The organism is Streptomyces sp. NPDC059874 (genome assembly GCF_042731135.1).
In the GTDB taxonomy this organism is placed as follows: Bacteria; Actinomycetota; Actinomycetes; order Streptomycetales; family Streptomycetaceae; genus Streptomyces.
The window spans coordinates 40,287-60,369 of record NZ_JBHWJY010000039.1; the positions used below are offsets into that span (position 1 = coordinate 40,287).

Below are 20,083 nucleotides of genomic sequence, written 5' to 3' on the forward strand. Positions count from 1 at the left end.
GGTCAAACAACCGCGACACCGCCTGGCCACAACCAACGGTTGTGGACATATCCTGTGGCGATGGACCTCGACACCGTCCGGACCTTCGTCGTCGCCGCCGACGCGGGGCAGTTCCAGGAGGCCGCCGCCGAGCTGGCGGTCACCCAGCAGGCCGTCTCCAAGCGCATCGCCGCGCTGGAGCGCCGGCTTGGCGTACGGCTGTTCACGCGCACCGCGCGCGGCGCCGAGCTCACCATCGACGGGCAGGCGTTCCTGCCCCACGCGCGCGAGCTGCTGCGCGTCGCCGAGCGCGCGGTCGGGTCCGTGCGCCCCGGTCGCCGTCCGCTGCGCGTCGACGTGATCGCCTCGCGCGTCGCGCCGTCGGGCCTGATGCGCGGTTTCCACCGCGCGCACCCCGAGGTCGAGCTCGACGTGGTGATGCTGTTCGACGTGGAGACGGCCGTCGCCGCCCTCCGGTCCGGTGCGATCGACGCGTCCTTCCGCGCCGTCGCCGTGCCCGGCCGGCCCCTTCCCGAGGACATCGAGTCCGTCCGAGTGCTCGACGAGCCGCTCCAGCTCCTCACAGGCCCGGCGCACGCGCTGGCCGGCGCCCGGTCGGTGCACCTCGCTCGGCTCGCCGGGCACCGGATCTGGATGCCCGGCATCGTCCCCGGTACCGAGTGGACCGCCTACTACGACGACCTCGCCGCCGAGTTCGGCCTCACGATCGAGGCGACCGGCCCCAACTTCGGCTCCGACGCGCTCCTCGACACCGTCGCCGACACCCCGGCCCTGGCCACCTTCATGGGCGAGCAGACCCGCCTCGTCTGGCCCGCCGACCACGGCCTGCGCCGCATCCCGGTGACCGACCCGACCCCCGTATACCCGCACTCCCTCCTCTGGCACCGCGACAACCCCCACCCGGCCCTGGCCACCCTCCGCGCCCACCTCGCCACCCCGGCGCCCGCCCACGCCGCCGCCGGCACCGGCACCTGGGCGCCGGGCTGGGTGCTCCCGCACTGAACTGTCCGCGCCGGTTGGCCGGATGCGACAGGGGAACGGCCCGTTCGGCTCGGGATCTCGCGCCCGCGACTGCGACCATGACCACCTCGGCGGCATTCACACCGTCAAACGGTCAGGGGGCGCCATGACAACGACACCGGACGACGCATCGCCCGCACCGGCGGCTCACATCACCGTGCCGAAGCACCAGCACGGCCTGCTGCGGAGGGTCGGGGAAGGAATCAAGGAGGTCCTCGCGGATTTCGTCGGCGAATTCATCGTGCAGACAGTGAGCTGCCTGCTGCTCGCCGGAATCGGCCTGGGCCTGATCTGGGGTTGGAGCAAGAGCCCGGAACTCACCCTCGGCGCGGTGGCCGTGTTGCTCATCGGCTCGGTCACGGCCATCACCGCCTGGCGGAGTCCGGGACCGCTGCGGGTGCGACGAATAGGGGCGACGCTGCTGACCGTCCTCGTCGTGCTCGCCCTCTGGTTCGTCCTCTACGGCAGCAACTGCGGATGCGTTTGACTCGCCCGTCCCACCGGGTTGGCGTCGCTTCGGTACGCCGCCCTCTGACGCGCACCCGAGTCGGGATGGTCTCACGCTGGACACGGAGGCGCACGGGCCGTGCGGTGGGTCCGAGCGCCGTGCCCGCGGCCGCAGCGGGCACCTCGTCCCGTGGCGAACAGCGCCCAGCGCCTGGGGCGACCGGGCTACGGATCACCCGACGACGGTGGCAACTTCGCGCTGTGCGGCGCCGGCGTCCGCGCGACCGCCTTCCGCACGGCCTCCTGAAAGGGCCCGTGAGGAGGGGGCCGAAGGGATAGTGTCGATCACCGGTGTTCCGAGCGCCGAGTGGTCGGCCGTCGACTGGGGGAACGATGCGTACTGGTGTGTATCTCGCGCACCCGCGGCCGGGTAGCTTCAACCACGCGATCTTCGATGCCGTCGTGGAGGAGCTGCGCGGGCGGGGATCCGAGGTGTTGGCGCACGACCTCTACGCCGAAGGGTTCGCGCCGCTGCTGACCGCCGAAGAGACCGGCACGGTCGATTCGGTCCCGCGCGCCCACGACGCGCAGGTGGCCCTGCACCGAACGGAAGTCGCCACGCTGGACGCCATGGTGTTCGTCCACCCGAACTGGTGGGGCATGCCGCCCGCCGTCCTGACGGGCTGGGTGCAGCGCGTACTCGCGCCCGGAGTGGCCTACAAGCTGGGCACCGCGGAGGGTGAACCCGCCGGCCTGCTCAAGGCGGGCAGGGCTCTCGTGCTGAACACCTCCGACACCCCCGCCGACCGGGAACAGGACGAGTTCGGCGACCCGTTGCAAAGGATCTGGTCCGCGTGCGTCCTCCCGTACGTCGGAGTCGGCGATGTGCGCCGGGTCGTCTTCCGTACCGTCACCGACTCGGCCGAGGAGGAACGCGCGACCTGGCTCGACCACGCGCGGACGCAGGCGGCCGCCCTCGTGGCCTGAAACGGCCCACGCGGCCCGGTGCGTGTCCACTTGCCGGACTCCGCCGCCCGGCGGTGTGATTGGCTGGACCGTATGGGTCTCAGGCGAGTCGGTCGCGTTCCGACACCGAAGGCGGCACCACCGTTCGACCCCGAACTGAGCGTCGCACTGGCGGCGTTGGGCGAGGCGGCGAGGGAGCCGATCACCCCGGACAACCTCGAAGCCCGGAAGGAGCGGGACGCCACGACCCGGCCCCGGCCGACGGCCGAGGACCTGCGCGCCGACGGCCTGTTCGAGGTGACGGAGCTGTGCGTGCCGGGACCGCCCGGCGGGCCGGACGTCACGCTCGTGAGCGCGCGGCCGTCCGGGCTCGCAGGGCCGCTGCCGCTGCTGTACTACATGCACGGAGGCGCCATGGTCATGGGCAACGCGTGGTCCGTGCTGCCACGGATCCTGCGCGAGTGGGCCCTCCCCCTCGAACTGGCCGTCATTTCGGTCGAGTACCGCCTGGCGCCGCGGGCGCGGTACCCGGAACCGCTGGAGGACTGCTACGCCGGGCTCGTCTGGGCGGCCCGACACGCGACCGAACTCGGCATCGACGCGGACCGCATCGTCATCGGCGGAAAGAGCGCCGGCGGCGGCCTCGCCGCGGCCCTCGCCCTACTGGCCCGTGACCGCGGCGGTCCCGGCGCCCTGGGGCAACTGCTCCTGTGCCCGATGCTCGACGACCGCGCCGGCACGTTCTCCAGCCGACAGATGTCGGGCCTCGGCGTGTGGGACCTCACCTCCCACACGACCGTGTGGAAGGCACTGCTCGGTGACCGCTACGGTGCGGCGGACCTGCCGCCGTACGCGGCCCCCGCCCGGGCCACCGACCTCTCCGGACTTCCCCCGGCCTACATCGACGTCGGGTCGGCCGAGATGTTCCGGGACGAGGACATCGCGTACGCGAACGCGATCTGGCAGGCAGGCGGCCAGGCCGAACTGCACGTGTGGCCAGGCGGATTCCACGGCTTCGACGGCTTGGCACCGCACGCGGCCGTCAGCCGGGACGCGCGCGAGGCCCGTACCCGCTGGCTTCGGCGCCTCCTCGCCGCCGGCGGGGAGCGCGCGGTGACCTCGTAACACTCCGGCCCGCACACCCGGCCCTCACACCCGTCACGCGGACAGGTCCGGCAGACCCCAGGCGCGCCGGACCCGGTCGACGAGTGTCCGCGCGGGCCGGGTGTCAGGTCGACCGCCAGTGCGTCGCCGCCGTTGCCCCCGAAGACGATCCAGCCGGGCGAGCCGGCGAGGCCTTGCACCGCGTCGTCGGGCCCGGTGACGACCGCCTTCGTCGCGTCGGATCCCCAGCGGGGGTGACGGGTCGCGGTGTCGACGCTGTGCAGGTGGTCCAGGGCGGAGAGGTCGTAACCGATCGCCCGGCAGACGCGGGCCGCCGCCTCGTGGTCGTCGCCCCAGTCCTCCCAGCGACCCCGTGTCACCCGGTACAGCACCTTGAGCTCTTCGGGCAGCGTCACGCCGAGGCGCGCTTCGGCGGCGGCCACCTCCTCCGCCGTCGCGCGCGAGCGCCCGCCGTACGTGCCCCACCGCGTCCCGCTCGGCCGACGACATCCGGCCTCGCAGGGCCAGGCTCCAGCCACTTCGGCCGATGCGTCCCGCCACCCGGACGGTGCCGGCAGCGCGCCGCTCCGCGTCGTCGGTCAGCAGGAGCCGCAGCACGGGCCCCCACGTCTTGAAGTCGTGCAGCGATGCCAAGGGGCGCCTCCGATCAACCATGTGGTGACCGCACGCGGCACCACCGACACCCGAGCGGCCGGCATCCGCCGTGCCTGCCGGGCTGCCTCCGACATGGACGCGCTCGTGGCACTGTGGGGACATGACCATCGAAGTTCGTCCGGCCTCGGTCTTCGAGGACGTCCGCCGGCTGCTCGGACCGAAGTCACCCGAGTCCAACGTCTGCTGGTGCCTGAGCTACCGGATCCCGTCCAAGCTCAACAACGAGCTCCGCGGGCCGGCCCGCGGTGAGTACGTCGCCGAACTGTGCCGTGCGGAGCTCCCTCCCGGAGTGATCGCGTACGACGGCGACGAGCCGGTCGGCTGGGCCGCGGTGGCGCCGCGCGCGGACACCGCCTACGCGCACAGCCGGAAGATCCCGCACGTGGACGACCTGCCGGTCTGGTCGTTGTGGTGCATCCGCGTACGCCCCGGCCATCGCAAGCAGGGGATCTCGCACGCCCTCATCGCCGGCGCCGTCGAGTTCGCCCGCTCCCACGGAGCACCGGCGATCGAGGCGTACCCCCTCGACAACGGTGGTGCCAAGGTCGACCTGACGATGGCGTACGCCGGGATCCGGAAGAACTTCGAACGCGCCGGCTTCGTCCATGCCGCCGACACCACCTCGGTGCTGGCCGGCCATCCCCGGATCCTGATGCGGCTCGACCTCCGCTGACGGATCAGGCCGAGGTGCTCAGATCGCCGGCGTCCGCGGCCTCCGCGCACCGCCCGCCGGCGGCGCCGTCGAGTACGGACGCCACCGCCCGCCGGCGCCGGACGTGACGGCGGCGCACGGCGGCGTACAGCGCGGCGACGACGAGGCCGGCGGCGAACCAGGCGGCGAGGACCACGGCGATCGTGGGGAGCACGGACACGAGGGCTCCTCGGGTGTGGGACGACAGCGACGTCGGCCGCTGTCTCAGAGGAACGAGCGGGAGGAGGTTTACGGTTCGGCCGCGGCCCGTTGTGGTGGGGCGCGACCACGGCGGCCGCGCGGCCCCGGGAGCGACACGCCGGCGTCCGCGTGCCGAAACGAGCCGGGCCGGGTGGTGCAACACCCTGCCCGACAAGTACCCCGAGGGCGTGGACTTCACGCCGACCGCGCCCGACGACGCCGCCCACGCCTCCTCGGCGTGCCCGAGGCCGCGGGGGCGTCGGCCGCGCACGCCGACAGGTGTGTTCTCGGCCCGTTTCCTTCGTCGGGGTGGCAGGGTGGGGGTATGTGCGGCCGATATGCCTCCTCCCGGGCCCCCGAGGACCTCGCGGGCCTCTTCGACGCCGAGCGGGATCCCGGGGCCGCGGAACTCGGACCCTCGTGGAACGTTGCCCCGACCGACGACGTGTGGGCGGTCCTGGAGCGTGCCGACCGCGAGACCGGGGAGGTGGCCCGGCGGCTGAGGCCGGTGCGGTGGGGCCTGGTGCCGTCGTGGGCGAAGGATCCGACGGTCGGCTCGCGGATGATCAACGCGAGGGTGGAGACCGTGCACGAGAAGCCGGCGTACCGGCGCGCGTTCACCCGGCGCCGGTGCCTGCTGCCCGCGGACGGCTTCTACGAATGGGTTGCCGTGCCCGCCACGGGCTCGGCCAAGGCCTACAAGCAGCCGTACTTCATCCGCCCCGAGGACGCGGGGGTGATGGCCATGGCCGGGCTGTACGAGTTCTGGCGCGACCCGGCCGTCAAGGACGACGACGACCCTGCGGCCTGGCTGACCACGGCCACGATCATCACCACCGAGGCCACCGACCGGGCGGGCCGCGTCCACCCCCGCATGCCGCTGGCCCTCGACCCGGGGGACTACGACACCTGGCTCGACCCCGCCCACCAGGACACGGCGGATCTCCGCGCCCTCCTCCACACCCCGGGCGGAGGCCTCCTCGCGGTGACGGCGGTCTCGACCGCCGTCAACAGCGTCCGCAACAACGGCCCCCACCTGCTGGATCCGGCCGCTCCCTGAGCAGATCCGCCGCGCGGGCGACCCGTCAGCCGACCCGCCGGGCCAGCACCTGTCCCGGCCACGCCTCGGAGAGGAAACGGTCGGTGCGGGTGAAACCGTTGCGCTCGTAGTACGCGACCAGTTCGCCCCCGCCACCCGCCCAGCAGTCCACCCGCAGCACCTCGACGCCGGCCCGCCGGGTCTCCTCGACGGCACGGGCCAGCAACGCCTCCCCGACGCCCAGGCCGGCGTACCGTCGGTCGGAGACCAGTAGCCGGACGTACCGCTCGGGTTCCCCGGCCGGCGCGATCGGCATCTGCGGGCTCGGCCCGGTGTCCAACACCAGGGCTCCGACAGGTGTTCCGTCCAACTCCGCTATGTACGGGGAGTTCTCGGTCGTGTACCGCTCGACCCGCGCCACCCCGCCGGGCTTCTTCGAATACGGCGTCGTGCCCCACTGCTCGGTGTTGCCGCGAGCGTTCATCCAGGCCACCGCGGAGTCGAGCATGTCCAGGATGGCCGGCGCGTCGGCCGGGCCGCCCGGCCTGATCCGTATGCCATGTGTGCTGTCGTTCACGTCGTTCACGGCGGAAGCCTAGTGCGGCGACCGGGAGCCGAGGCACCCCTGCCCACCGGGTACCCGAAGGCTCCGGAGATGATGACCGGACGTACGAGGGGGAGGGGACACGGCAGACGTGGACGACGACAGGCTGCGGGACGGTGAGAGCTACGAGGCGCTGCTCGCCGGCATGGGGCTGGAGCCCCTGGGCACCTGGTGGCTTCCGGGGATACGGAAGGCCGCCACGGCGCGGCGACTGCTGGCCGCGGCGGACGAGACCGACGCCGTCGGGCCGGCCGAGGCGGCCGGGCTCGTACTCGGCGGAGGCCGTGAGTTCCTGCTCGCGTTCACCGGCCCGCACGCCCCCCGCGGCTGCATGGGCAAGGCGTGGCGCCGGGTCCGGATCCTCGCCGCCGACCCGGTCCGGGCCCTCACCGGTCTCCTCACCGGGGTCGACCCCGACCCACGCGGGCTGCTCCTGTCCGCGCCGGACGGCGAGACCTTCGCCGGTACGGTGCCCGGCGCCGCCGGAGCCCGACGGCTGGTCGTCCTGCCCGAGGTCGGCGCGCGGATCGACGCGGCGGCCGAATCCGCGGCCCGGGAGAGCGCCGAGGAGGCCGCGGCGGCCTGGGCCGGCTTCCTGGCCGGTCCCCACCCGGACCCCGCCGCCCTCGACGCCTGGGCCGACGCCCTCGCCTCGAACCGGAACACCCCGGAGGGCATCCGTCGGGAGCTGCTCCTCAGCACCCCGCGTCGGGCTCGGCGGCTCCCGCCGGACGAGCTCGTCGAGGCGGTCCTGGCGCACCCGGATCCGAGGGTCAGGCTCGAGGTCGCCGAGATGGAGACGCGCCTGACCCCCGCCCACTGGGCCCGGCTGGTCCGCGCGGCCGACACCGAACGGGAGCGCTGGATCCTCGCCATGCTCGCCGCGGACCGGCGCACCGCGCTGGAGGAGGAGACGTACGCGATCCTGGTCGCCGATCCGTCCCCCCGCGTCCGGGCCGAGGCCGCCGGGCTGACGGGCCTGCCCCCACGCCACGCCGCCGCGCTGACGGAGGACCGCGACGCCGGTGTCCGGGTGGTGGCCTGCCGCGCGGCCTGGCCCGTGCTGTCGGCCGACCGCCGCGAGGCACTGCTCACCGACGAGGCGGCCGGCGTACGGACCGAGGCGCTGCTGCGGCACCACGAGGACCAGCCGATGCCGCGGGAGGTCTTCGAACGCGAGGAGCCGGGGGAGCGTGCCGTCGAACACTGCCGCCTCGGCCCCGACCTCGTCGAACACCTCCTGGCGAGCGGCGACGCGCGCCTGCGTACGGCGCTCGCCGCCAACCCCCGCCTCGACCCCGAGACCGTGGCCCGGCTCGCCGGGGACACCGATGACGGGGTGCGCAGCACGGTCGCGCTCCGCGCCGACCTCACGGAGGAGCAGCGGGCCGCGATCCGGGTGGACATCGATCCGCGCGGCCTTTCGCACACCCTGCCGTGGGTCGCGGAGCTCCACGAGGATCCGGAGGCCATGCGACGGCTCGCCGCCTCCTCGCACGTCCTGGTGCGCCGGAGCGTGGCCCGGGCGCGGCGGCTCCCGCCGGACGTGGTCCACCGGCTGGCCTGGGATCCGGACCGGGTCGTCCAGCTGTTCCTCGCGGAGTCCTGCGAGGACGCCCCCGCCGAGATGCTGCTGCGGGTGTGGACGTGGTGGACCGGCAGCCTGTCCTCCCCGGGGCGCCCCCGCACGCACCCCAACTTCCCCCGGGAAGGCCTGCTGCGGTACGCCGACGACCCGCACGGGCGGATGCGACGCCTCGCGCTGGACGACCCGCTCGCGACCCCCGAACTCGTCGCCCGTTTCGCCCGGGACCGTGATCCGGAGGTGCGCCACCGGGCGGCGGAGGACCCGCGCCTGGCCCTCGTCGACGCGGCCCGCCTGACCGAGGACCCGGACGACTCCATCCGCAGCATCGTCCTTCGGCAGCGGAGCCTTCCCGCGCGCGTCCTCACGGCGCGGTTGCACGATCCCGAGGCGGTCGGGGACGCCGTCCTCAACCCGGGGATCCCACCGCATGTGATCCGCGCCATGGCGACCCGGTGGGCCGAGGGGAATCGCTCCCGTACCGCTATCAATTCCCGTACGGGAATCGACTCGACGCGTTGAGAGGAGCCCGGTGATGGCTACGCTTCCAGAGATCACGGCCCTGTTGGGCGAACCCCGGTTCAACTGGTCCGATCCGGCTCCGTGGACCGAGCTGGAGCGGGAACTCGGTACCGAATTTCCCGAGGACTTCCGTGAGATCGTGGACGCCTACGGATCGGTCATGATCAACAAACAGCTGTATCTGAACCACCCCGCCGGCCACCTTCTGCACGATCTGGGAAGAACCATCAGCGGGGATCTCGAGCTCTGGCGCGAGGAGGACATGGCGGAGTTCCTGCCGAGTCCGGTGGGGGCGAATCCCGGGGATCTGATACCGGTGGCGTCGGCCTCGACGGGCGAGGCGGTTTTCCTTCGCATCCCCGACGACTCCTCGTCGCCCTGGCGCGTCGTGGTCCAGGAGTTCGACAGTCCGGCCTGGACCCTCTACGAGATGACGTTCAGTGAGTGGTTGCTGGCCTATCTCAAGGGCAGGGACGTGACGTTGTGTTCTCGCAACTTCGCGCCTGACGGCCCGTTCTACGAATTCCTGCCCTGAAGGCCACCGTGTGAGGACGGGCTCCGGGGGACGTCCTTGACGAACACGAGGCCGTCGCTGTCCGCCAGGTGGGCCGGGTCGAGCGGGGCGTAGCCGAACCAGGGGGACACGCGGGGGGCGGGCCGCGTGTCGCCGAGGGCGGTGGCCAGCAGGCGGGCGTCGACGACGCAGCGGTCCTCGGGGAGCGTGTACAGGAGGCCTTCGACGGTGTCCGGCGGCGGGGTGTCCACTCCCTGGTGCCGGATCGTGCCGACGGCCGTGGCCACGAAGGCGTACTCCGCGCCGAGCCGGGCGCTCACCAGCGCGCCCGCGCCCCACCACTCCAGCGGCATCCCGCCCATCCGCATCGTGCTCTTCTCCCGCTGGAGATGGGAGTTGTGGGCGTGGACGAGCGCCGGGCCCCTGGCGGCGAGGGCGAGGAGGTTGTGGGCCATCATCAGGTCCCTCAGTCCCGCCAGCCGGGTCATGCGGGCCGGTGAGGTGTCGGCCATCCAGTGGTGGTAGCGCAGCAGGCCCATCGCGGTGCGCCCGTACAGGCGTGCCCGGTCCAGGTCCTCCCGCGATGTCGCCGTGATCAGGTGTGGAGTCTGCGTGTCGAGCAGCGCCACCAGATCGTCGGCGAGCAGCCGCAGCCGAGCGGCCTCGGGCGACTGCCCCACGGACCGGGCGGGGTCCATCATCGCGGCGGGATCGGTCCACCGGTCGTCGGGCCCCAGCAGGCGGTCGAGCGTTTGCGCGGTGCAGGGGAGCAGGTCCGCGTCCACCCGGGCCGAGAGGTGGCCGTGGAGTGCGGTGAGGGCCTGGCGGGGGCTCGCGGCGCCGGTGATCTCCAGTGGGCCGTCGAAACCGGCGAAGCGGACGCGCTCGGCCGCGGGCCGGCCCTCGTTGTAGGCGCGCATCCAGCGCACGAGCTCGCGGTTGGCGGCGGAGGTGCCCCAGCCGTGGCTGAACCCCTGCTCCATGACCTCGTCGAGGGTGCCCGCGCCCGAGGTGACGTGGTCGTCCACGACCAGGCCCGTCATGCAGTCGCTCTCGATCGCGATCGTCCGGTAGCCCTCCTGCTCGACGAGCTGCCGGAAGAGCTCGTTGCGCAGGTCGAGCAGGGCGTCCTCGCCGTGTGTGGGCTCGCCCAGGGCGAGCATGCGCGGCCGGGCCGGGAGCAGCCGCAGGACGGCGGCAGCCTCGACGGCATGGATGGTGTCCTTGATGTCGGTAGCCATGGCTTCAACGGTATCGTTGAACCTTCGATTGAAACTTTTCGGCGATTTCGGCAGGCCTTTGGTGCGAAACCTTCAAAACGGCGGACAGCTCAGGCCGATCGACCTCGCGCGCGGGCACGGCCTGTCGACCCAGGCCGTCAGGAACTACGAGGAGGCCGGCATCCTTCCGGCCGCCGATCGCACCCCCCACGGCTACCGCACCTACACCCCGCTCCACGCGCACGCCCTGAGCGCGTTCCTCGCCCTGCTGCCCGGCCACGGACACGGGACGGCCACGGCGATCATGCGCGCCGTGAACGAGGGCGAGGCGGACGAGGCGTTCCACCTCATCGACGAGAGCCACGCCCAGCTGCTCGACGACCGGCGAACACTCCGGGCCGTCGAGAGCGCCCTGCGCGACCTGCCGGCCGGCGCCGCGTCCGCATCCGACGCGGCGCCGGGCGGGCGCGGCGGCACGTTCGTCGGAGCTCTGGCGGCCGAACTCGGCATCCGGCCGGCGACGCTGCGAAAATGGGAGCGCGCCGGGCTGGTGCACCCGCGCCGCGACCCGCTGACCGGGTACCGCGTCTACGACGAGGCCGACGTACGGGACGCCAGGCTGGCCCACCAGCTCAGGCGGGGCGGCTACCTGCTGGAGCAGATCGCCCCGCTGATCGCCCAAGTACGGGCGGCAGGCGGGCTGGAGCCGTTGGAAGCCGCGCTGGGCGACTGGCGCGGCCGGCTGTCCGCCCGCGGACGGGCGATGCTGAGCGGGGCCGCCGAGCTGGAGGCGTACCTCCGCGAACGCGGCTGAGCCGACGGCCCGGAGCGGGATGACCGCGACCCGGGCCGGCGTGTTCAGAGCGGCGGCAGCAGGTCCGACGGTGCGGCGTTCGGCGGGAGCGGGAGCGTCAACGGAGCCGGTTTCGCCGGATCGTGGTCCGGGGACCACGGGCGGAGCTTCTCGGGGTTGCGGACCGCCCAGATGTGCGTGATCCGGTCATCGGTGAGGGCGAACGCGGCGACCGTAACCGTCACCCCACCGTTCTGGGCCACGAGACCGGGTCGGCCGTTGACCGAACGCTCCAGGAGCGTCAGGCCGGGCGCCCTGGTGCCGATCTCGACGATGTAGCGGGCGATCCGCTCGCTGCCCGCCACCGGCCGGAGCGCGGCGCCGACCAGGCCGCCGCCGTCGGCGATCATCGTGGCGGCGGGGTCGAGCAGGCCGATCAGGGCGGCGATGTCCTTGGTCTCCCATGCCTGCTTGAAATCACGTATGACGCCCGCCTGTTGGTGGGTCGGAGCCGCGGGGGTGCGGGCCGCTCGGATACGACGCCGCGCGGACGTAGCCAGTTGCCGACAGGCCGCCGGGGTGCGGCCGACGATCGAGGCCACTTCGGTGAAGGGGTACCGGAAGACGTCGTGCAGGATGAAGGAGACCCGTTCGGCCGGGGTCATCGACTCGAGCACGACGAGGAAGGCCATGTCGACCGACTCGTCCAAGGTGACCCGGTCGGCAGGATCGCCCCTGCCGTCATCCGGCCGCCCGCTCATCCACTCCGTGCGGTCGGGCAGCGGCTCCGGGACCCATTCGCCCACGTAACTCTCGCGCCGGGCCCGCGCCGAGCCGAGCAGGTCGAGACATATCCGGCCGGCCACCTTCGTCAACCAGGCGCCGGGGGATTCGATGGCCTCCTGCTGCTCCCGGGACATGGCGTACCAGCGTACGTAGGTCTCCTGCACGGCATCCTCGGCCTCGGCCAGTGAGCCGAGCAGCCGGTAGGCCAGGTTGATCAGCTGTCGGCGCTCACTCGTGAGCAAGATCAGGCTCGGATCGGTCCCGCTGTCTCTCGGCCCGGGCGTTGCTGCGGTCATGGTCTCGACGGCTCCCTCGTTGCGTTCTGCGCTCATGATCGTCGACGAGGTATCGCACCGAACGGTGGGGGGCCGGAGCACCGCGCGCGTGCGGGGCCGACAAAAAGAGAAAGGCAAGGAGGTAACCCACTCCTTGCCACTCTCAACTTATAGCGCACTGGGGGGCTTGCGGCAAGGCCCCCTTCCTGCCGCAGAATCGTCGGCCCGAGCCAGAAACCTGCGGAGATGGGCCTTCCATGATTGACGTGATCATTGCCGGCGGTGGACCGACCGGCCTGATGCTGGCCTGCGAACTGCGGCTGCACGGCGTGCACGTGGTCGTGCTGGAGAAGTTGACCGAGCCGACCGGGCAGTCCCGCGGGCAAGGCCTGCACGCGCGCAGCGTCGAGATGACGGCTCAGCGCGGCCTGCTGGACCGGTTCCTCGCGGTCAGCGAGAAGTTCCAGGTCGGCGGCCTGTTCGGCGGCATCATCAAGCCGTGGCCGGACCGGTTGGACACGGGGCACCCCTACGGCCTCGCGACCCCGCAGCCGGTCACCGAGCGGTTGCTGGGCGAGCGTGCGCTCGAACTCGGTGCCGAGATCCGGCGCGGCTGTGAACTGGTCGGGCTGAGCCAGGACGAGCACGGGGTGACCGTCGAGCTGGCCGACGGGACTCACCTTCGCTCGCGCTACCTCGTCGGGTGCGACGGCGGCCGCAGCACGGTCCGCAAGCGGCTCGGCGTGGGTTTCCCCGGCGAACCCGCCACGGTGGAGACGCTGTTGGGGGACATGGAGGTGACCGAGGATCCGGCGACGATCGCCGCCGCGGTTGCCGAGGTCCGCAAGACCCAGCTGCGGTTCGGCGCCGTCGCCAACGCGGACGGTACGTACCGCATCGTGGTGCCCGCCGACGGCGTGGCCGAGGACCGTGTGACCGCGCCGACCCTGGAGGAGTTCCGGGAGCAGTTGCGGGCGTACGCGGGCACCGACTTCGGCGTGCACTCGCCGCGTTGGCTGTCCCGGTTCGGCGATGCCACCCGGCAGGCCGAGCGCTACCGGGTCGGCCGGGTGCTGCTGGCCGGCGACGCGGCCCACATCCACCCGCCGACCGGCGGGCAGGGGCTCAACCTCGGCATCCAGGACGCGTTCAACCTCGGCTGGAAGCTGGCCGGCGCGGTCGACGGCTGGGCTCCGGAGGACCTGCTGGACACCTACCACTCCGAACGGCACCCGGTGGGCGCCCGCGTGCTGGACAACACCCGCGCGCAGATCACGCTGCTGGGGACCGACCCGGGCGCGACCGCGCTGCGGGAGCTGTTCTCGAAGCTGATGGACTTCGAGGAGGTGAACCGGTACGTGACCGAGATGATCACCGCGGTCGGGGTCCGGTACGACTTCGGCGAGGGCCATGAACTGCTCGGCGCGCGGATGCGGGACGTGGAGCTGAAGCAAGGCCACCTCTACGAGCTGATGCACGGCGGCCGCGGGCTGCTCCTCGACCGGACGGGCCGACTCTCGGTCGAGGGCTGGGCGGACCGGGTCGACCACGTCGTCGACGCGAGCGAGGAACTGGACGTGTCCGCGGTGCTGTTGCGGCCGGACGGCCACGTGGCGTGCGTCGGTGAGGATCAGGAGGAACTCCGAGGCCACCTGACGAAGTGGTTCGGCGCGGCCGCCGGCTGAGCGCGAGCGAACCCCTCCCGCCCCGGCCTCGCCGCCGGACGGCCGGCTCGCCGAGCGGGCCGGCGGCACCCGACGGGACGGACTACTCAGGAGGAGTTGAGTACCCGTGCTCTGACGGGGGTGTGGGGGAGCCGGAACACTGATGGCATGCGCGATCGACTTCGAAGCCCCTCCCCCCGATTGTCGGCGACCCTGCTCCTGGCCGGGCTCGCGATGGCGGCCTGGGCCGCCTGGCTGGGCTGGGACCAGCACCGTGACGTACACCCCGACGGTTCGGTGACCGGCCCGTACGAGGCGTGGCAGGTGCTGGGGCTCGGGCTGACCCTGCTGGTACCGGTGTGCTGGGCGGCTTCCCGGGGGCACGTCGCGGCCGTGGTACGCGGTACCACGGCCGGGTTGACCGTTGCCGCCGCCTACGACTGGTCCGACGATTCGAGCGGGCTCTTCGTCGTCGGGGTGGGCCAGGTCATGATCGGGAGTCTGGCCGTGACCGCGGCCCTGTCGCTCCTGATCGACTCCTTCCGGCGCAGGGCCGACGGCCGCCGGTCCGGGCACTGACCCGTCGCCGGGTCGAGGAGCCTCCTCCTCAGCGGGCGCCACCGCACATCGCCTGCCGGTACAGCGCCGGCAGCGCGTCGTCGATGGGGTGGTGCTGCGGCTTCCCGGAGGAGTCCGGCGCGTTCCACCTCTGGAGGTTGATCGCGACGGACATCTGGCGCTTGCCGTCGTCCCGGGTCAGGGAGATCGTTCCGGCCCCCCAGACCGTGCCGTCGTGGCCCCAGAAGGTGCCGCAACCCTGGATGTCGACCTTGTGCAGACCCAGGCCGTACTGGATGGTCGTTCCGTCGAGGGCGATGACCGGGATCGTGCGCTGCATCTCCGCCAGCGACGACCGGTTGACGATCTCGCCGCCGAGCAGCTTGCCGTAGAAGCGGTTGAGGTCGTCCATGGTCGACACCAGGGCGGCCCCCGTCCCCGTCCAGGACATGTCGTAGACGCTGTAGTCGCGCGGCGGGTCGTTCAAGCCGAACAGGGCCTCGTACATCCGCGAGTGCGGTCCCTTGATGCGCGGCCCGGTCGGAAACCCGGTGTGCCGGAGCCCGGCACGCTCGATGACGTTACGGGTGATGTACTCCTCGGCCGTGGTGCCGGTCACCTGCTCCAGGAGTTGGCCGAGGAGCAGGTAGTTGGTGTTGGAGTACACCCCTGTGGGGCCTCCGGGTTCGCCGGTGGGAGGTGCGCCCAGCCCCAACTCGATCAGTTCGGCCGGGCGGAACCGCCGAAACCGGTTGTCGTCCAGGCTCTCGGGCGAGGGCGTCTGCAGCGAGGGGAAGGCGTAGACGATGTAGTCGGGGATGCCGCTCGTGTTGTTGAGCAGCATCCGAACCGTGATCTTCCTGCCGCGTTCTCCCGGCACCAGGTGCGGCAGATGGTCGCCGATCGGCGCATCGAGCCGGAAGCGCCGCGCCATGTCCGGCCGGCATCGCGCACCTCGGCGAACACCCCCGGTACGCCGGCGCGGTGGACACCGTCCAAGGCGGACCGCAAACCCGCGGCGTCGAAGCCGGTCGACGCATTCGTGCCGTCGGCCGAGACGTTGCTCGCCCCCTGGGGAGCGGGGGCTGCCGCGACCGTGCCCGCACACACACTGAGGGCGGCCACGCTCGCACAGGTCACCAGGCGGATCTTCAAGACATCGGTCCTTTCGTGATCAATGCGCGCGACGCGGACTCGCGCCGCGACCCCGCTTCGAGTGCGGGATCCATGACGACCATCCTCACGGCCGCCCTCCCGGGAGGCGCCCGCCATCCGTCGCGCATCCCACCCCGATCACGCGCCGATCGGCGCGCCGCGTGTTAGAATGACCGCGTTGGCCTTCGGTGCCGCCCCAACGGGTGCGTTCGGAGGCTTTTTTCATGCCTTCTGACACATCGACACCCACCACACCTCCCACCACCGGCTACCGGTCCCTGCTCGGCAACCGTGAATTCGCGGGCCTGTACGCCGGCTTCACCCTGACGGTCGCCGCGACCACCTTGTCGGGCTTCGCGCTCGGCACGCTGGTCAACCAACAGACCCGGTCCCCGTTCCTGACAGCCGTGAGCATGTACGGCGCCACCTTCGCCACGGTGCTCGGCGCACTCACGCTGATGTCGGTCGCGGACGGCAGCCGCCCCCGCCGGACCCTCGTCTCGCTCCAGTGCGTGTCACTGGTCGGTGTCGCCGCACAGGCGATTCCGGGGCTGCCACTGGCTGCCCGGTTCGGCTTCCTGCTGCTGTTGGGCTTCTTCCAGTCCCTGGGAACCGGCACGCGCATGGGGTTGCTCGCCGAAGTCGTGCCGACCACCGCGTACGCGCTCGCGCGCTCGCTGATGAACATCACCTCGGGCGGCATGGCGATCCTCGGCTTCGCCATCGGCGCCGTCCTGCTGCGGTACCTGAGCCCGCAAGGTGTCTTCGTCATCGCGACGGCGCTGACCGGACTCGGGTTGGTCGTCGTCGCGTCCACCGTCCGTGAACGCTCGATCCGGCTGACCCGCCGTCCCGGGCTCCGCCAGACCTGGACCACCAACGTCGCGCTCTTCTCCCACTCCGGCCAACGGGCGCTGCTGCTCAACCTGTGGGTCCCCAACGGCCTGATCGTCGGCTGCGAAGCCCTGTTCATCTCCTACGCCCCGGAGCACGCCGGCGCCCTCCTGGCCGCCGGATCGGCCGGCATGCTGCTCGGGGACCTGGTGGTCGGGCGACTGCTCACCGCCGACCGGCGGCGCCGCCACGCGTTCACCCTGCGGCTGCTGCTCGCCGTCCCGTACCTCCTGTTCGTCCTCCACCCGGCCACTCCCATCGCGATGGCCGCGGTGTTCGTCGCCGGCGCCGGCTTCGCCGCCACCCTGCCGCTCCAGGAACAGCTCCTCGAGCTGACCCCTGATCCGGTACGCGGCCAGGTCCAGGGCGTCGAGTCCGCGGGCCGGATGACCTGGCAGGGCATCGGTGCGGCGATCGCAGGCGGCTTCGCCCAGTACCTCACCCCCGGCACGGTGATCACGGTGCTGGCCGCGGTGTCCATCGCCGTCACCGTCGTATCCCGACCCCAGGTGGTCCGCGCCCGCGCCGTCCGGGTCGACAAGGCGGTCGCCTGAACGCACCGGGCCCCAGGGGTTCGTCCAGCGGGTCGTACGCGTCGCTCCCGACGATCCCGCGGCGGCCAAGCGGATCGAGCGGCGCACGACCCGTCCGAGCCTCGCCCGGGAGACCCGCCGATGACCCTGACACGAGAGCGGATGGCGGCCCGCGCCGCCCGGGACCTGACCGACGGCTCGTACGTCAACCTCGGGATCGGGCTGCCCAGTTTGATCCCCAACCACCTGCCCGACGGCATCGAGGTGGTCCTCCACTCGGAGAACGGCATCCTCGGCGTCGGCCCCTACCCGGACGAGGAGGACGTCCACCCGGACCTGATCAACGCGGGTAAGGAGACGGTGACCACCGCCGCCGGTGCCTCGTACTTCGATTCCGCGCTCTCCTTCGGGATGATCCGCGGCGGTCACATCGACGTGGCCGTGCTGGGAGCCATGCAGGTCTCCGCCTTCGGCGACCTGGCCAACTGGATGATCCCGGGGAAGATGCTGAAGGGAATGGGAGGTGCCATGGACTTGGTGCACGGCGCCCGGCGGGTGATCGTGTTGATGGAACACACGGCGCGGGACGGCTCCCACAAGCTCGTCGAGGAGTGCACCCTTCCGCTGACGGGCCGGGGAGTGGTGAACCGGGTGATCACCGATCTCGCGGTGATCGCTCCGGTCTCGGGCGGCCGCGGGAACGGCGGCGAGGTGGAGGACCGGATCGGCCGAGGCGTGCGACCGCCGGCCGGCCACACGCTGCCCCGGCCCGCCTCCGCCGGTCCCGAAGAGCTGCTGACCAGCTGCCCGTTGACCTCGTAAGACCCACTGGTGAACTCCACCACCCGGCCGCTCGCGACTGTGGAGGGCGAACACATGGGAGCGAGGCCGGCACGTCACGCATGATTCCCGGCATGACTAGCGGAATCACACCCCCGTCCGACGGAACCGCAGGAGTCGACCTCTCGGGACGTACCGCCATGGTGACGGGCGCGGGCAGCGGGATCGGCCGGGCCTGCGCCCAGGCGCTCGCCGCCGCAGGCGCGCTCGTCCACGTGGTCGACCTCGACGCCGCGGCGGCCAAGTCGGTCGCCGAGTCGGTCGGGGGGCGCGCCCACGTGGTGGACCTCGCCGAGGGCCGGCTCGTGGCGGAGCTCCCCACCGACATCGACATCCTGGTCAACAATGCGGGACTCCAGCACGTCGCGCCCCTGGCCGAGTTCCCCGTGGAGCGGTTCGAACTTCTCCAGCGGGTGATGGTCCAGGCCCCGTTCCTGCTCATCCGCCGTACCCTGCCGCACATGTACGCACGCGGCTGGGGCCGCGTCGTCAACGTCTCCAGCGTGCACGGCCTGCGCGCCAGCGCCTTCAAGGCCGGATACGTGACCGCCAAACACGCCCTCGAAGGCCTGAGCAAGGTCGCGGCCCTCGAAGGCGCCCCGCACGGCGTCACCAGCAACTGCGTCAACCCCGGCTATGTCCGCACACCCCTGGTGGAACGGCAGATCACCGCCCAGGCCGCAGCCCACGGCATCGACCCTGAACAGGTGGTCGGCGAGGTGATGCTCAGCCGGTCCGCGATCAAGCGGCTGATCGAACCGGAGGAAGTCGCCGACGTCGCCGTATGGCTCTGTGGCCCGCACACCGGCTACATCAGTGGTGCCTCCATTCCCGTCGACGGGGGCTGGAGCGCCGCCTGACCTCAGTGGCCGTTCGGGTCACCGCCCTCGCGGCGCCGGCGGCGGCGTGCGCCGAGGACCCCCGCCAAACCGATCAAGCCACCTGTGATCGCGCCGGACACGAGGAGGCGCAGCAGGTCTTCCATCGAGTTTTCCCCTCTGATCGACTACGAACGGGGACACTAGCGACGTGCGGACGGCCTGGCTTGGACAAATTTGACCTCGCCCCTCACAGGGCGAGGGCCCCCTCCGCCACACGGGCGCTCGCCGCCCGGCCGGGGGTGGTGCCGGCCAGGGCGCGGAACTCGCGGTTGAGGTGAGCCTGGTCGTAGAAGCCACAAGTGGCGGTGACGTGGGTGAGGTTCGCGCCCTCGTGAGTGAGGAGCCCCACCGCTCGGTGGAAGCGCAGGACCCGGGCGGACGCCTTGGGTGTCAGGCCGACCTGCTCGGTGAAACGGCGGATCAAGTAGCCCTGACTCCAACCCACTTCGGCCGCGATCCGGCCGACCGGGATCGCCCCGCCGGCGCGGGACAGCAGCCGCCAGGCGTGGCTCACTTCGGGCGCGGGCCGCGGGCCGCGGGCGAGCCGGGCCGACAACGCGGTGTCCAACAGGTCGAACCTCGTCCCCCAGTCGCCGGTGGCCGCCAGTCGCTCCACCAGCGATCCGGCCTCGGGGCCGAGGACATCGCCCAGCTCGACCACCCTGTTGGTCAACTCGCTCATCGGCACGGCGAACAGCCGAAAGGCGCCCAGGGGGGTCAACTCCAGCCGGATCGCCTCCTGGCCGCCGGGATGGTCACAGACCCTGGGCCCGTCATCCAGCCCCGCGACCAGCGAGCCGGTCACCTGGCTGGTCGGGCTCGCGTCCCCCAGCCGGCGGATCTGGGCGAACGGCTCACCGAGGCTGATCACCACGACGGCTCGACCCGTGGGAACCAGCCGGACGCGATAGGGAGTTGCCGTGGCCGCCTCCCAGTAGCCGGCGTAGCTGTGCACGATCGGGCGCAACGGGGCGGGCCACGGCCGGGTCACCCGCCACCGACCACCCACCCGCGTCACTTCGACTCCCCGACCGGCCACGCCGCCCGTCACTCCGGCCACCGGCATGTCCTCCCCCTCCCGTGTCTGGAGCCCCGTACGACGTCCTGATCAAGTAT

General features: G+C 72.1%; 20 protein-coding genes and 2 pseudogenes. 14 read left to right on the forward strand and 8 right to left on the reverse strand.

What is annotated here, in order from left to right; translation table 11 throughout:
* Positions 1–60 precede the first annotated feature (60 nt).
* The 4 genes from ACFV9H_RS22460 to ACFV9H_RS22475 all read left to right on the forward strand — a co-directional run bounded on the left by ACFV9H_RS22460 (position 61) and on the right by ACFV9H_RS22475 (position 3,558).
* Positions 61–1,002: a LysR family transcriptional regulator gene (locus tag ACFV9H_RS22460; RefSeq protein WP_385400956.1), complete on the forward strand. Its 942-nt coding sequence runs from the start codon at positions 61–63 to the stop codon at positions 1,000–1,002.
* Positions 1,003–1,126: 124 nt separating this feature from the next.
* The gene (locus ACFV9H_RS22465) at positions 1,127–1,507 is read left to right on the forward strand and encodes a hypothetical protein (RefSeq protein ID WP_385400959.1); all 381 of its coding nucleotides are present in this window, start codon (positions 1,127–1,129) and stop codon (positions 1,505–1,507) included.
* 353 nt (positions 1,508–1,860) lie between these two features.
* Complete coding sequence (locus tag ACFV9H_RS22470) at positions 1,861–2,454, forward strand: NAD(P)H-dependent oxidoreductase (protein ID WP_385400961.1); 594 nt, start codon at positions 1,861–1,863, stop codon at positions 2,452–2,454.
* Between the two features lie 72 nt (positions 2,455–2,526).
* Positions 2,527–3,558, forward strand: coding sequence for an alpha/beta hydrolase (locus tag ACFV9H_RS22475; protein WP_385400964.1), 1,032 nt, complete (start codon positions 2,527–2,529; stop codon positions 3,556–3,558).
* An 83-nt stretch (positions 3,559–3,641) separates the two neighbouring features.
* On the opposite strand, the pseudogene ACFV9H_RS22480 reads toward ACFV9H_RS22475, so the two are convergent.
* A pseudogene (locus tag ACFV9H_RS22480) lies at positions 3,642–4,212 on the reverse strand (SMI1/KNR4 family protein); the annotation flags it as partial.
* A gap of 100 nt (positions 4,213–4,312) precedes the next feature.
* On the opposite strand from ACFV9H_RS22480, the gene ACFV9H_RS22485 reads away from it, so the two are divergent.
* A complete protein-coding gene (locus ACFV9H_RS22485; RefSeq protein ID WP_385400967.1) occupies positions 4,313–4,885 on the forward strand; it encodes a GNAT family N-acetyltransferase in 573 nt (190 codons plus the stop codon).
* A gap of 4 nt (positions 4,886–4,889) precedes the next feature.
* On the opposite strand, the gene ACFV9H_RS22490 is transcribed toward ACFV9H_RS22485, so the two are convergent.
* A complete protein-coding gene (locus ACFV9H_RS22490) occupies positions 4,890–5,084 on the reverse strand; it encodes a hypothetical protein (protein ID WP_385400970.1) in 195 nt (64 codons plus the stop codon).
* A 345-nt stretch (positions 5,085–5,429) separates the two neighbouring features.
* Here ACFV9H_RS22490 and ACFV9H_RS22495 point away from each other — a divergent pair, with 345 nt between their 5' ends.
* Positions 5,430–6,164 carry an SOS response-associated peptidase gene (locus tag ACFV9H_RS22495; RefSeq protein ID WP_385400973.1) on the forward strand — a complete coding sequence of 245 codons (735 nt, stop codon included), beginning with the start codon at positions 5,430–5,432 and terminating at the stop codon, positions 6,162–6,164.
* Positions 6,165–6,189: 25 nt separating this feature from the next.
* Here the strand turns inward: ACFV9H_RS22495 and ACFV9H_RS22500 are convergent, their stop codons facing one another.
* Positions 6,190–6,720 (reverse strand): GNAT family N-acetyltransferase, encoded by a 531-nt coding sequence (locus ACFV9H_RS22500; RefSeq protein WP_385401045.1) that lies wholly within the window; start codon positions 6,718–6,720, stop codon positions 6,190–6,192.
* A gap of 118 nt (positions 6,721–6,838) precedes the next feature.
* Between ACFV9H_RS22500 and ACFV9H_RS22505 the strand changes: the two genes are divergently transcribed.
* Both ACFV9H_RS22505 and ACFV9H_RS22510 read left to right on the forward strand, forming a co-directional pair.
* Complete coding sequence (locus ACFV9H_RS22505) at positions 6,839–8,854, forward strand: PE-PGRS family protein (protein ID WP_385400975.1); 2,016 nt, start codon at positions 6,839–6,841, stop codon at positions 8,852–8,854.
* Positions 8,855–8,867: 13 nt separating this feature from the next.
* Entirely contained in the window at positions 8,868–9,389 is a 522-nt protein-coding gene (locus ACFV9H_RS22510; RefSeq protein ID WP_385400978.1) for an SMI1/KNR4 family protein, read from the forward strand.
* Here ACFV9H_RS22510 and ACFV9H_RS22515 read toward each other — a convergent pair.
* On the reverse strand, positions 9,371–10,609 hold the full coding sequence (locus ACFV9H_RS22515) for an erythromycin esterase family protein (RefSeq protein ID WP_385400981.1): 1,239 nt from the start codon (positions 10,607–10,609) through the stop codon (positions 9,371–9,373). The genes ACFV9H_RS22510 and ACFV9H_RS22515 overlap by 19 nt on opposite strands.
* 58 nt (positions 10,610–10,667) lie before the next feature.
* Here ACFV9H_RS22515 and ACFV9H_RS22520 point away from each other — a divergent pair, with 58 nt between their 5' ends.
* Positions 10,668–11,402, forward strand: a complete 735-nt coding sequence (locus ACFV9H_RS22520) for a TioE family transcriptional regulator (protein ID WP_385400984.1) — start codon at positions 10,668–10,670, stop codon at positions 11,400–11,402.
* Between the two features lie 44 nt (positions 11,403–11,446).
* On the opposite strand, the gene sigJ is transcribed toward ACFV9H_RS22520, so the two are convergent.
* Entirely contained in the window at positions 11,447–12,499 is a 1,053-nt protein-coding gene (gene sigJ, locus ACFV9H_RS22525) for an RNA polymerase sigma factor SigJ (protein WP_385400986.1), read from the reverse strand.
* Positions 12,500–12,699: 200 nt separating this feature from the next.
* Here sigJ and rox point away from each other — a divergent pair, with 200 nt between their 5' ends.
* The gene (rox, locus tag ACFV9H_RS22530; protein ID WP_385400988.1) at positions 12,700–14,127 is read left to right on the forward strand and encodes a rifampin monooxygenase; all 1,428 of its coding nucleotides are present in this window, start codon (positions 12,700–12,702) and stop codon (positions 14,125–14,127) included.
* A 147-nt stretch (positions 14,128–14,274) separates the two neighbouring features.
* Positions 14,275–14,685, forward strand: coding sequence for a hypothetical protein (locus tag ACFV9H_RS22535; protein ID WP_385400991.1), 411 nt, complete (start codon positions 14,275–14,277; stop codon positions 14,683–14,685).
* 28 nt (positions 14,686–14,713) lie between these two features.
* Here ACFV9H_RS22535 and ACFV9H_RS22540 read toward each other — a convergent pair.
* A pseudogene (locus ACFV9H_RS22540) lies at positions 14,714–15,675 on the reverse strand (serine hydrolase domain-containing protein).
* 368 nt (positions 15,676–16,043) lie between these two features.
* Here ACFV9H_RS22540 and ACFV9H_RS22545 point away from each other — a divergent pair.
* From ACFV9H_RS22545 to ACFV9H_RS22555, 3 genes are all read left to right on the forward strand, one after another.
* Positions 16,044–17,267 (forward strand): MFS transporter, encoded by a 1,224-nt coding sequence (locus tag ACFV9H_RS22545; protein ID WP_385400994.1) that lies wholly within the window; start codon positions 16,044–16,046, stop codon positions 17,265–17,267.
* Positions 17,268–17,387: 120 nt separating this feature from the next.
* Positions 17,388–18,068: a 3-oxoacid CoA-transferase subunit B gene (locus tag ACFV9H_RS22550; RefSeq protein ID WP_385400997.1), complete on the forward strand. Its 681-nt coding sequence runs from the start codon at positions 17,388–17,390 to the stop codon at positions 18,066–18,068.
* A gap of 92 nt (positions 18,069–18,160) precedes the next feature.
* Positions 18,161–18,946, forward strand: coding sequence for a 3-hydroxybutyrate dehydrogenase (locus ACFV9H_RS22555; RefSeq protein ID WP_385401000.1), 786 nt, complete (start codon positions 18,161–18,163; stop codon positions 18,944–18,946).
* Positions 18,947–18,948: 2 nt separating this feature from the next.
* Here the strand turns inward: ACFV9H_RS22555 and ACFV9H_RS22560 are convergent, their stop codons facing one another.
* Together ACFV9H_RS22560 and ACFV9H_RS22565 are read right to left on the reverse strand one after the other, a co-directional pair.
* Positions 18,949–19,071: a hypothetical protein gene (locus tag ACFV9H_RS22560; protein ID WP_385401003.1), complete on the reverse strand. Its 123-nt coding sequence runs from the start codon at positions 19,069–19,071 to the stop codon at positions 18,949–18,951.
* Between the two features lie 83 nt (positions 19,072–19,154).
* Positions 19,155–20,033: a helix-turn-helix domain-containing protein gene (locus ACFV9H_RS22565; RefSeq protein ID WP_385401005.1), complete on the reverse strand. Its 879-nt coding sequence runs from the start codon at positions 20,031–20,033 to the stop codon at positions 19,155–19,157.
* Positions 20,034–20,083: the final 50 nt, after the last annotated feature.